The following is an 11435-nucleotide window of genomic DNA, read 5'->3' as shown; positions in this document are numbered from 1 at the left end:
TCGTCCGATCCGCGACGACGCGCGGTGCGAACCCCCCGTGCACAGGTCGACCGCGGCGGTATCCGTACCGCCGGTGATATCCGGAACATGTCGAGTGAACACGTCAGGAGATCCCATGCAGGGCACGGTGAAATGGTTCGACGAGGTCAAGGAGTTCGGGTTCATCGCGGCCGCCGACGGCAGCGCGGACCTGCTGGTCGAGGCGGACGACATCGCCGAGGAGTTCCGCCACCTGATGCGGGAGGGGTTCCTCGTCGACTTCCGCATCGTCGTCGGCCCGAAGGGGCCGCAGGCCCGGCGCGTGGAACCGGTCGAGGAGCAGGAGGACTCGGCCGCGCCGCAGGCCGCCGACGAGCAGGCCGCCCGGTGCGCGTAAGTTCACCGCGGGGCCCGCGCGAGCGTTCCCGAGCCGGGTGACCCGTCGTCACAGCAGTGTCGGACAGCACAGGACGGGATTCATGACGCGACTTCCGCAGTACGGCGCCCCGGCGCAGGCCGGCGCGACGACGGTGTTCGAGGCCATCGCCCCCGCGATCGAGACGGCCGACGGCCCGCCCACGGTGGACGCCCGGTTGGCCCTGATCCAGGACAGGTTGGCCGAGCACTGGGAGAGCGCGCGTTTCCCCCGGCTGGCCGATACCCCGGTGGACGACGGCCCCGCCGCGATCGACAACCCGTACTGGCGGTTCCTCCGGCTCATGCCGCGCGGCGGCGTCGACCCCGCCCAACAGTGGGCGGTGGAGTTCAGCGATTCGGTGCGCGACCTGCTGGTGCGCACCTACGCGTGGTCGATCCCCTCGCCCTCGGATCTGGCCTGGCTGCTCGGCGTCCTGGCCGGGCGCGGGGTTCTCGAGATCGGCGCGGGCAGCGGCTACTGGGCCTGGCAGTTGCGGCAGGCGGGCGTCGACGTGGTCGCCGTCGACGACAAGCGCGGCCACTGGGACCACCTGTGGACCGAGGTGCCCTTCGGCAACTCCGCGGACGCCTTCGAGCACGCCGAGCGCGCGCTGATGCTGATCCGACCGCCGCACGGGTCGACGACCGCCCAGACCGCACTCGACTTCTACGACGGCGACCTGCTGATCTTCTCGGGCGACGAGACGGCCGCGGGCGGCCGCATCTTCGAGAACACCCTGGCCGAGCACTGGACCGAGATCGGCGCGGCCCCACACCATCCCAGCTACGCGGGAATCCGGTGCGGCCTGCGGGCCTTCCGCCGCCGCTGAGTCAGCTCGCGGCGGGGCGCGAGGCCGGTTCGCCGATCATGGCGTGCAGTTCCGGCTGACTCCACGGCCCGGCGTCGGCGTGGTCCCGATAGCCGAGGATCGCCGTCTTCGGGCGGTTGAACCGGCCGACGAAGCCGCCCGCGCCGATGAAGACCTGTCCGGTGACGGCGGCCGAGCGGTCGCCGGCGAGGTAGCGGTAGAGCTGGGCGACGTATTCGGCGGGCGGGGCGTCCAGCGCGCCGGTCATGGTCACCTTGTCCAGGATGCCGCGGCGGTACAGGTCCAGGATGCGCGCCTCGTAGTCCAGGCCCGAGGAGAGCCGGGTCTTGGCGCCGGGGCACACGATGTTGGCGCGGACGCCGTGTTCGCGCAGTTCGGCGGCCATCGCCAGGGTCAGGCTGGTGACCGCGCCCTTGCCCGCGGCGTAGCCGGTGCCGCCGTAGTCGCCGAGGTAGGCGAAGGAACTGGTGTTGACGATGCTGCCGCGCCCTCGTTCGACCATGCGCGGCGCGGCGACCCGGCAGGTGTTGAAGACCGTGGTCAGGTGCGAGTCGAGCAGCGCGCGCCACTCCCAGGGCTTGACGGTCAGGATCGAGGAGCCCGCCGGTTCGGGGGCGCCCGCGCAGTTGACCAGGACGTCGATCGCGCCGTAGGCGCTCACGCAGGTGGCGACGAGTTTCTCGGCCACGGCCTCGTCGGCGGCCGAGCCCGCTATGCCGACGACGCGGTGTCCGGACATGCGCAGCGCGGAGGCGGCCCGCTCCACCGCGGCCTCGTTGCGCCCGTTGAGCACCACGCCCGCGCCGTCGCGGGCCAGCGCCGCGGCGACGGCGAATCCGATTCCGCTGCTGCCGCCGACCACGACCGCGCCGCGTCCGGCGAGTATTTCCCGATCACCCATCGATCCCGTCCATTCCTGTGCGCTACGCCTCGATCGAATCACTTGTCCTACCAGAGTGTCCGTAGTACTGTCCAGACACGTGTCCATAATAGGTGGTTCCCTCGGAGGCCGGGGGCCGATGACGGAAAAGGGATCAGTCATGACCGAGCACACCCGTCGGAGCCTGTGATGGCCTACGTCATCACCCAGCGCTGCTGCAACGACGCCAGTTGTGTGGCCGAATGTCCCGTGGACTGCATCCGGCCCCGTCCGGAGGACCCGGAGTTCGCGAGCGCGGAGATGCTCTACATCGATCCCGAGACGTGCATCGACTGCGGCGCGTGTTTCGAGGCGTGCCCGGTCGGGGCGATCTACGCCGAGGACGAACTGTCCCCGAAGCTCGAGCGCTTCACCGAGGTGAACGCCGCCTATTTCCAGCGCCATCCCCTGGAATCGGATCTGGTGGCGCCCGCGAAGATGCCGCGCCTGCCCGCGGGTGACGGCCCGTTGCGGGTGGCGATCGTGGGGTCGGGGCCGTCGGCCTGCTACGCGGCCGAGCAGTTGCTGTCGCTGGGGGCGGTGGAAGTCGAGATGTTCGACCGGTTGCCGACGCCGTGGGGTCTGGTCCGCTACGGGGTCGCGCCCGATCACGCCGAGACCCGCAGTGTCACCGACATGTTCGCCGCGGCGTTCAAACGCGACGCGATCGCCTGGCACCTCAATGTCGAGATCGGCGTGCACCTCTCGCACGCGGAGTTGATGTCGGCCCACCACGCGGTGATCTACGCGGTGGGCGCCTCGGCGGACCGCCGCCTCGTCGTCGCGGGCGAGGATCTGCCGGGCAGTCACGCGGCGACCGATTTCGTGGCCTGGTACAACGGCCATCCCGACCATGCCGCGCGGGAGTTCGACCTCTCGGGCGAGCGCGCGGTGGTCATCGGCAACGGCAACGTGGCACTGGACATCGCGCGGGTGCTGACCATGGACCCGGAGGTGTTGGCGGGCACCGACATCGCCGACCACGCCCTGGCGGCGCTGCGGCACAGCGGTATTCGCGAGGTGGTGGTGTTGGGTCGGCGCGGTCCGGCCCAGGCCGCCTACACCTCGGCGGAATTGATGGCCCTGGCGCACCTGGACGGGGTCGACGTGGTGGTCGACCCGACCGAACTCGACGGCCACGACGGAGCCGACCTCGCACACGCGACGGCGTTGAAGATGGCCTTGGCCGCCGAGTACGCGGCGAAACCGGTTTCGGCGGACAACAAGCGGATCGTGTTGCGCTACTGCGCGTCTCCGACCGAGATCGTCGGGGACGGCCGGGTCGAGGCGTTGCGGTTCACACGCAACGAATTGGTCACCGGCGCGGACGGTTCGGTCGTCGCGCGCGCCACGGACGAGACCGGCGAATTGCCCGCGTCGCTGGTCATCCGGTCGGTCGGCTACAAGGGCCGCCCGGTCCCCGACCTGCCGTTCGACGAGCACCGCGGCGTCGTGCCCAACGCGGCGGGCCGGGTCCTCGACGGCGAGACGGCGCTGCCCGGCGTCTACGCCACCGGATGGATCAAGCGCGGTCCGCGCGGGGTGATCGGCTCGAACCGCGTCGACTCCCAGGAGACCGTCAACGCGTTGGTGGCGGACTTCCTCGCCGGCGCGCTGCCCGCTCCCGAGCGGGATCGCGAGGCGTTGACGGCGTTGATCCGGGAACGGCAACCCGACGTGGTGGACCGGGCGGGTTGGCAGGTCCTCGACACCGCCGAGCGCGCGGCGGGCGCGGCCGCGGGCCGTCCCCGGGTGAAACTGACCAGCGTCGAAGCGCTGCTGGCCACCGCACGACGGGGCTGAGACGCCACCGCCCGACAAGGCGGGGACGAACGCGCGCCGGGTCGCCGGTTCCGAGAGGCAACCGACGACCCGGCGCGAACGATCTCACTCGTAGCGGACCTGCCACTGCTTGATGCCGTTGATCCACCCCGACTTCAGGCGCACCGGTTCGGCGACCTGCCGCACGTTCGGCATGACGTCGGCGATGGCGTTGAACATCAGGTCGATCTCGAGGCGGGCCAGGTTGGCCCCCACGCAGTAGTGCGTTCCGGTGCCGCCGAATCCGACGTGCGGATTGGGGTTGCGGTCGATGTCGAAGGTGAACGGCTCCGCGAACCCGTCCTCGTCGAAATTGGCCGAACCGTAGAACAATCCGAGCCGATCGCCTTCCTTGATCGCCTGTCCGCCCAGTTCCAGATCCTGGGTGGCGGTGCGCTGGAACACCGTGACCGGCGTGGCCCAGCGCACGATCTCGTCGGGCGCGGTGCGCGGACGCTCCCGCTTGTAGAGCTCCCACTGCTCGGGATTGTCGATGAACGCCTTCATGCCGTGGGTGATGGCGTTGCGGGTGGTCTCGTTGCCGGCGACCGCCAGCAGGATCACGAAGAAGCCGAATTCGTCGGAGGCCAGGCCCTCGCCGTCGATATCGGCCTGCACGAGTTCGGAGACGATGTCGTCGACCGGGTTCGCGCGGCGCTGTTCGGCCATGTTCCAGGCGTAGCCGAGCACCTCGGCCGAGGCCACCGCCGGATCGCCGTATTCGGGGTCGTCGTAGTTGAGCATCTGGTTGGACCAGTCGAAGACTTTGCGGCGATCCTCCTGGGGGACGCCGAGCAGTTCGGCGATGGCCTGCAACGGCAGTTCCACCGCGACCTGCTCGACGAAATCGCCGCCGCCGGCGCGCTTGGCCTCGTGCACGATCTTGGCGGCGCGTTCGGCCAGTGCCGCGCGCAACCCCTCGACCGCGCGCGGCGTGAAGCCCTTGGAGATGATCCTGCGCACCTTGGAGTGCTTGGGCGGGTCCATGTTGACCAGCAGCGCCCCGATCTGGTTCATCTGTTCGGGATCGATGTCGCCGGGCAGTCGGATGATCGAGCCCTTGCGCTCGGAGGAGTACAGCTCCGGGTGGCGCGAGATCTCCTTGATGTCGGCCAGTTTGCTGACCACCCAGTACCCGCCGTCGCGGAATCCGCCGGAGGTCTCGTCGGACTGGGCGTTCCACCACACCGGCGCGGTCTGGCGCAGTCGCGCGAATTCCTCGACCGGCCTGCGGTTTCCCCACAGTTCGGGATCGGTGAAGTCGAAACCCGGGGGCAACAACGGTGCTGTCATGGGTACCTCCTGAAATGATTTGCGCCGATTACGGGTACGGCCGGTGCGGCGTTCACAGCAGCACCACCGACCGCAGGACATCGCCGTGGTGCATGCGCCCGAACGCGTCCTCGACCTGGTCCAGGGCGATGGTCTCGGTGACGAAGGCGTCCAACGGCAACCTGCCCTGCAGATACAGGTCGATGAGCATCGGGAAGTCCCGGGACGGCAGGCAGTCGCCGTACCAGGAGGATTTCAGCGCGCCGCCGCGTTCGAAGAAGTGCAGCAGCGGCATCTCCAGCGACATCTCCGGGGTGGGGACCCCGACCAGGACCACGGTGCCCGCCAGGTCGCGGGCGTAGAACGCCTGCCGGTAGGTCTCCGGGCGGCCGACCGCGTCGATGACGACGTCGGCGCCGAAGCCGCCGGTCAGGTCCTTGATCCGCTCGACCACGTCGCCCTCGCCCGCCAGGACGGTGTCGGTCGCGCCGAAGCCGGTGGCCGTGGTCAGCTTGCGCTGGTCCACGTCGACGGCGACGATCCGGGCCGCCCCCGCCAGGGACGCGCCGAGCACCGCGGCCGCGCCCACCCCGCCGCAGCCGATGACCGCGACGGTGTCACCGCGCCCGACTCCCCCGGTGTTGAGCGCCGCGCCGAGACCGGCCATCACGCCGCAGCCGAGCAGACCCGCCACCTGCGGCGGCGCGGCCGGATCGACCTTGGTGCACTGTCCCGCGGCGACGAGGGTCTTCTCCGCGAACGCGCCGATGCCCAGCGCCGGGTAGTCCTGCCCGATCCCGCCCTCGCGGTAGTGCAGGTCGGTGTGGCAGACCCCGCACGCCCGGACGTCGACCACGGCCTCCCCCGGCCCCGGCGCGGGGACGAGGATCGTCTCGACGGAGACGGGTTCGCCTTTGCCGCGCGCGACGACGCCCCGTACCTCGTAGGTCATGTCGTGCCTTTCGAGTCACCGGCTCCCGCCGGGGTCCGTGCGCGCCGGGCGCGGTGCAGCGAGGTCGCCGCGCGCGCCGCGACCGGCGGCAGGTCGAGATAGGTGCGCACGCCGGGTTCGGCGGCGACCACGTACGGGATGGCGTTGACGCAGTGCATCGCGGTCGCCACGATCCCCGGGTTGCGGTCCGCGGCCTCTTCGGCGCTGTGGGCGTGCATGCCGGAGAAGGTGACCGTCGCGCCGGGATCGCCGGTGATCTCGATCTCGTAGCGCTGGCCCGCCGGGCCGAAGGTCCACGCCGGGTCGAGGTCGCGCTCGCCCATGAACCAGTTGACCGCCGCGGTGATCACCGGCACGCCGTCCACGGTGCCCTGCCAGCGGTAGCGCTGGGCGGCCACGCGGCCGGGCGCGATGACCCCGATCGGCGAGTCGATCGGGGCGCTCGCCACGGCGATGTCGTGGGTGACGGTCAACTCGGGATCGAGGTCGAAGCCGAGTTCGTCGGCGATCATCCACACCGACTGGCTGTAACCGCCCGCCAGCAAGTCGACCATCGGGCTGCCCGCGGCTTGTTCGGGGGTGGCCCCGAACAGCATCCAGTCGCGCACCACCTCGGGGGCGGCGTAGGTGCGGATGTCGGAGAACTCCTCGGCGCGCACCGCCGTCACCGATCCCGACAGCGCCGAGATCACCAGCGGCAACCGCTCGGTAATGCCGCCGGGGTGGATTCCGGTGCCGTGCAGGGTGACTCCCGCCCGGTGGCACACCTCGTCGTAGCGTTCCCGTTCGGCGGCGCGCGGATAGAACCAGCCCAGCGGGGTCACCACGTTCTTGCCCGAGGCCAGGATGGCGCGCAGGATCTCGGTGTCGGCCAGCAGCGGGCTGTAGAGCACGCAGTCGGCCTCCAGCGCCAGGACTTGCTCGACATCGCTGCTCGCGCGCACGCCGATCGGCTCGCGGCCGATCAGCTCACCGAGGTCGCGACCGTCCTTGGCGGCGCTGTGCACCCACGCGCCGACCAGTTCCAGATCGGGGTGATTCAGGATCGCCCCGATGGCCGCCTGCCCGAGACCGCCCGTCGCCCATTGGATGACGCGTGCCACGCCGCTCACACCACCGTGAGCGGCAGCGGGATGCCGCGATCGGCGAAGGCGAAGTCGGCGCCGGTGCTGAACCGGGTGATCGCCACCTCCGAGGCTTCCTTGTGCGCCTGCGCGCCCAACACGATCTCCAGGGTGAAGCCGTCCTCGTCGGAGGTCAGCACCTCGGCGGTGAAGCGCGGGTTCACCCCGCGCACCATCGCCTCGATCGGGGCCAGGTACTCGGGGGTCACCATCGACGGCCACGCCCGGTCCCGCTGGGCCGGACTGTCGGCGGGCAACCGCAGCAGCACGGTGTCCTCGGTGAGGGTGAGCTCGATCCCGGTGTAGGACACCGGGTTCAGCGCCGGATGCACGCTGAGCACCTTCGCCAGCGACAGCGGATCGTCGCCGAGACCCAGGCACGCGCGCAGGCGTTCGGAGGTCAGGCCGGCGATGCCGGTGAACTGCTTGCGGCCGATCCCCAGCGCGGCCTCCTCGTCGGTGCGGGCGCGCACCGCCACCATGAACCCCAGCGTCAGCAGATGCTGTTGCAGGCAGACCTCCTCGGCCATCCGCAGCAGCGCCGAGCGCGAGAAATCGGGGAAACGCAGGTCGCTGAGCAGCGGGCCCGCGTAGTCGCCCATCCCGGCCTCGGCCGGATCGACCTCGGGCAGCGCGAGGTGCGCGGCCGCCGAGTCCGCGACCAGCGGCGCGTTGACCGGCACCGGCGGCGGCACGTGCGAGGGGTCGATGACGACCGTCCACGCGCACACCGGCACCCGGTCGGCGGGCTTGCGCGGCGGACGGTGGATCGGCCGGACCTGCGCGTGCGGATTGGTGGCCAGCGCGGTGGCGTCGAAGGTGGGGTCCTCGATGTCGTGGCACATCGAGACCACGAACTCCTCGCCCATCGGTTCCACGTCGGCCAGCGCGCCGCAGTGGTCGAGCCAGAACTCGCCGTGGTCGCGGTCGTCCACCCGGAAGCGGAAGTCCATGAACTGCGGCGGCGCGCCGATGTCGAGTTGCAGCCCCTTGAAGATGGTCTCCACGCTGTCGCCGGTGAACCCGAGCGCGCGCTGCATCCGCCGGGTGTAGACCGGACTGGCGAGCTGCCATTCCTCGATGGCGACCTCGGCCATCCCCTCGCGCCCGAAGGCGGCGATGGAATAGGCCATGCCGGAGCGGTCGATCAGGTGACCGCACAGCAGGAGTTCGGGGACGAGCACGGCGAGTTCGTCCCTGTCGAAGTCCGCGAAGCGACTGTGCTGCGGTGTCCCGCCGGGAGTTGTCACTGGTCTCACCACAGCACGGCGGGTGCTTCGCCGATCTTGTACCAACCGGGCAGCGGGCCCTTGCCGGAGCGCTCGATGCGCGCCATCATGCCCGGGGTCAGCGCGTTGGCGGTGATCATCTCCAGGAACAGCGCGGAGACGTTGCCGAAGTCGAAGAAGTCACGCTGCCAGGACCACTGGAAGTTCCCGCCGTAGCGGAACCAGCTGCCGCCGATGCCGTCGACGGTGTAGTGGCGGCCGTCGGGGCGCTTGGCGTCGGCGACCTGCTTCCACAGGCCGATGACGTTGCCGCTGCGCTCGTCGACGACGAACTCCTGGTACGGGTAGGTCCAGCCCTCGAGGCCCTCCATTTCCTGGCCGAGGGCGATATCGCGGATCTCCTCGCGGCCCACGGCCATGAATTCCTGGGTCGGACCGTAGTTCCAGCCGTAGGTGGCGTCCTCGGTGTAGAGCTCGGCCAGCGGCTTCCAGTCGCCTTTCTCCTCGCAGCGCTGATTCTCCAGCACCCAGCGCCGGACCATCTCGTCGAGTTCGGCGCGGTCGAAATCGGGCATCAGTCGGTACCTTTCGGGGACGGAACGTGCTCGTCGTCCTCGACGAGCAGCAGAGCTTGGGTGGGGCAGTAGCGCACCGCGTTCTCCACGGGTTCGCGCAGGTCCGCGCCGGGGGTGGGGTCGAGGATCTCGACGTGGCCGCGTTTGGGCACCGCGAAGACGGACGGGGCCTCGGCCTGGCAGACCGCGTGCCCCTGGCACAGATCGGCGTCGAGGGAGATCCTCATGATCCGGCTCCCGCCTCCACCGACTGCGCGCGTTCCCGCGCGGGCGCGGCGGGCTCGGGACGGGGTGTGAGCGGCGCTTCGGGCTGGACCTCGACCAAGGCCATGTGCACACCGCGCGGCGCGGTGACCACCGCGACCACCGCGGCGGCCATGTCGCTCGCGCGCAGCAGATAGGAGTGGCGGGCGAAACCCCAACGCGCCCAGTCCTCGATGAGCGGTCCGACGGTCTCGGCACTGGCGGTCATGCCCATACCGGTCTGGGTGGGGCCGGGACGGACCAGCGAGGCGCGGATTCCGCTGCCCTCCAACTCCATCCGCAGTTGCAGCCCCATCGCCTCGACGGCCGCCTTGGAGGCGCTGTAGGCGCCGCTGCGCGGGCGCGGGGTGGGCGCGCAGTCCGAGCTGATCAGCACCACGTCGCCGCGCTGCCGCTCGCGCATCCCCGCGAGCACCCGGTGGGTCATGCGGTGCGCGCCGACCAGGTGCACCTGCACCTGGAGCAGGAACTGCTCGGGCGACATCTCGTCGAGCAGCGCGAACTCGATGTCGCCCGCGCCGGAGACCAGGATCTCGGTGGGGCCGTGCGCGGCCTCGGCGGCGCGGACGAATTCGTCCACCGAGTCGGTGTCGGTGACGTCGAGCCGGTACGGGAACGCCTCGCCGCCCGCGGCGCGGATGCGCTCGGCGATCTCGGCGCACTTCTCGACCCGGCGCGCCCCGAGGGCCACCGGATGCCCCAGTGCGGCAAGGGCTTCGGCGGTGGCCTCGCCGATGCCGGAGGAGGCGCCCGCGACGATGACCGGGCGGCGCGCGGGATTGGGTTCGAAGCGTGGCATCAGCGGACCTCCACCGCGAGTGGCAGCGCGGCGAAGCCGCGGACGTTGCTGGAGTGCACGCGCTCGATTCCGGCCTCGCGCACCGTGTAGGACTTCACCCGGGTGGCGAATTCCCTCAGCGCCACGACGGATTCGAGGCGGGCCAGGTGCGCGCCGAGGCAGAAGTGCACGCCCGCGCCGAAACTGGCCAGCGCGCTGGTGTCGGTGCGGTCGATGCGGTAGGTGTCGCCGTCGACGAACGCCTCGGGATCGCGGTTGGCCGAGCCGATCAGCAGCAGCACCTTGGAGTTCGCCGGGATCACCCCGCCGTGGTACGGGATGTCGACGGTGGACGAGCGGGCGACCATCTGGCTCGAGGTGTCGTAGCGCAGGGTCTCCTCGACCCAGTTCGGGACCAGGTCGAGGTCGCCCGCGACCTTGGCGTACTCGTCCGGGTTCTTCGCCGCCCAGTACAGCGCGTTGCCGAGCAGTTTGGTGGTGGTCTCGTTGCCCGCGACGACCATCAGGAACATGAACCCGATGATCTCCTCGTCGGTGAGGGTGTCACCGTCGATCTCGGCGTCGAGCAGGGCCGAGGTCAGGTCCTCGGTCGGGTTCGCGCGGCGCGCGGTCACCATCTCGGCGTAGTAGCCGATCAGCGACAGCGAGGCGTGCACGGCGGCGTCGGGGACGTCGAGCACCCCGTCTTCGCGGTGCACGACGAGGTCCGCGAGGCGGCGGATCTCGGCGCGGTCGGGGACGGGGACGCCCATGAGTTCGGAGATGACGTCCATCGGGAGTTTGCCCGCGAAGTCCTCGATCCAGTCGAACTCGCCGCGCTCGAGCGCGGGTTCGAGGTATTCGAAGGTCAGTTCGCGGATGCGGTCCTCCATCTCGGCGACCCGGCGCGGGGTGAACCCCTTGAACACCAGTTTGCGCATCCGCATGTGCCGCGGGTCGTCCATCGCCAGGAACGACATCGTCTTGTGCGCGTGCGGTCCCCAGGCGGCGGGGTCGAGGGAGACGCCGTTGGCGCTGGACAACCGCGTGCTGTCGCGGAAGGCCGCGGTGACGTCGGCGTGCCGGGAGAGCGCGTAGAAGTCGAGGTGCGGGTTGTGGTAGAGCGGCGCTTCGGTGCGCAGGCGCTGGTAGGTCGGGTACGGATCCTCGTGGAAGAGGTAGTCGTACGGGTCGAACGTCAACGGCTCCAGAGAAGCGGCTGTCATCGCGCACACCCCGATTTCGATAACACGTTCCCTCCCGTGGACGCCCCGG

12 protein-coding genes are annotated in these 11435 nt (G+C 70.4%); 3 read left to right on the top strand and 9 right to left on the bottom strand.

Annotation, left to right across the window (positions count from 1 at the left end):
* The first annotated feature begins 115 nt into the window (after nucleotides 1-115).
* Both ON30_RS10180 and ON30_RS10175 read left to right on the top strand, forming a co-directional pair.
* On the top strand, nucleotides 116-376 hold the full coding sequence (locus ON30_RS10180) for a cold-shock protein (protein ID WP_063719854.1): 261 nt from the start codon (nucleotides 116-118) through the stop codon (nucleotides 374-376).
* An 82-nt stretch (nucleotides 377-458) separates the two neighbouring features.
* Nucleotides 459-1226, top strand: a complete 768-nt coding sequence (locus ON30_RS10175; RefSeq protein ID WP_040706001.1) for a class I SAM-dependent methyltransferase — start codon at nucleotides 459-461, stop codon at nucleotides 1224-1226.
* Between the two features lies 1 nt (nucleotide 1227).
* Here ON30_RS10175 and ON30_RS10170 read toward each other — a convergent pair whose 3' ends face one another.
* A complete protein-coding gene (locus ON30_RS10170; RefSeq protein WP_040706000.1) occupies nucleotides 1228-2127 on the bottom strand; it encodes an SDR family NAD(P)-dependent oxidoreductase in 900 nt (299 codons plus the stop codon).
* A gap of 168 nt (nucleotides 2128-2295) precedes the next feature.
* Here ON30_RS10170 and ON30_RS10165 point away from each other — a divergent pair, with 168 nt between their 5' ends.
* Nucleotides 2296-3948 (top strand): 4Fe-4S binding protein, encoded by a 1653-nt coding sequence (locus ON30_RS10165; RefSeq protein WP_040705999.1) that lies wholly within the window; start codon nucleotides 2296-2298, stop codon nucleotides 3946-3948.
* Nucleotides 3949-4032: 84 nt separating this feature from the next.
* Here the strand turns inward: ON30_RS10165 and ON30_RS10160 are convergent, their stop codons facing one another.
* Genes ON30_RS10160 through ON30_RS10125 form a run of 8 tightly spaced genes read right to left on the bottom strand, consistent with a single transcriptional unit; the run spans nucleotide 4033 to nucleotide 11386 of the window.
* On the bottom strand, nucleotides 4033-5259 hold the full coding sequence (locus tag ON30_RS10160) for a cytochrome P450 (protein ID WP_040705998.1): 1227 nt from the start codon (nucleotides 5257-5259) through the stop codon (nucleotides 4033-4035).
* A 52-nt stretch (nucleotides 5260-5311) separates the two neighbouring features.
* The gene (locus ON30_RS10155; protein WP_040705997.1) at nucleotides 5312-6190 is read right to left on the bottom strand and encodes a zinc-binding dehydrogenase; all 879 of its coding nucleotides are present in this window, start codon (nucleotides 6188-6190) and stop codon (nucleotides 5312-5314) included.
* Entirely contained in the window at nucleotides 6187-7293 is a 1107-nt protein-coding gene (locus tag ON30_RS38395) for an NAD(P)H-dependent amine dehydrogenase family protein (RefSeq protein ID WP_085999306.1), read from the bottom strand. Before ON30_RS38395 ends, ON30_RS10155 begins: the two co-directional genes overlap by 4 nt.
* 5 nt (nucleotides 7294-7298) lie before the next feature.
* Complete coding sequence (locus ON30_RS38390) at nucleotides 7299-8564, bottom strand: hypothetical protein (RefSeq protein ID WP_040705995.1); 1266 nt, start codon at nucleotides 8562-8564, stop codon at nucleotides 7299-7301.
* A gap of 5 nt (nucleotides 8565-8569) precedes the next feature.
* A complete protein-coding gene (locus ON30_RS10140) occupies nucleotides 8570-9118 on the bottom strand; it encodes a nuclear transport factor 2 family protein (protein ID WP_040705994.1) in 549 nt (182 codons plus the stop codon).
* Complete coding sequence (locus tag ON30_RS10135) at nucleotides 9118-9345, bottom strand: ferredoxin (RefSeq protein WP_040705993.1); 228 nt, start codon at nucleotides 9343-9345, stop codon at nucleotides 9118-9120. Before ON30_RS10135 ends, ON30_RS10140 begins: the two co-directional genes overlap by 1 nt.
* Entirely contained in the window at nucleotides 9342-10181 is an 840-nt protein-coding gene (locus ON30_RS10130; protein WP_051029142.1) for an SDR family oxidoreductase, read from the bottom strand. The genes ON30_RS10135 and ON30_RS10130 overlap by 4 nt, the downstream gene beginning before the upstream one ends.
* A complete protein-coding gene (locus ON30_RS10125) occupies nucleotides 10181-11386 on the bottom strand; it encodes a cytochrome P450 (protein WP_040705992.1) in 1206 nt (401 codons plus the stop codon). Before ON30_RS10125 ends, ON30_RS10130 begins: the two co-directional genes overlap by 1 nt.
* Nucleotides 11387-11435 lie beyond the last annotated feature (49 nt).

It is taken from the genome of Nocardia takedensis NBRC 100417 (genome assembly GCF_000308695.1).
Taxonomy (GTDB): domain Bacteria; phylum Actinomycetota; class Actinomycetes; order Mycobacteriales; family Mycobacteriaceae; genus Nocardia; species Nocardia takedensis.
The sequence above is the reverse complement of the archived record's forward strand: the minus strand, read 5'-3'. Positions and strand labels throughout refer to the sequence as shown.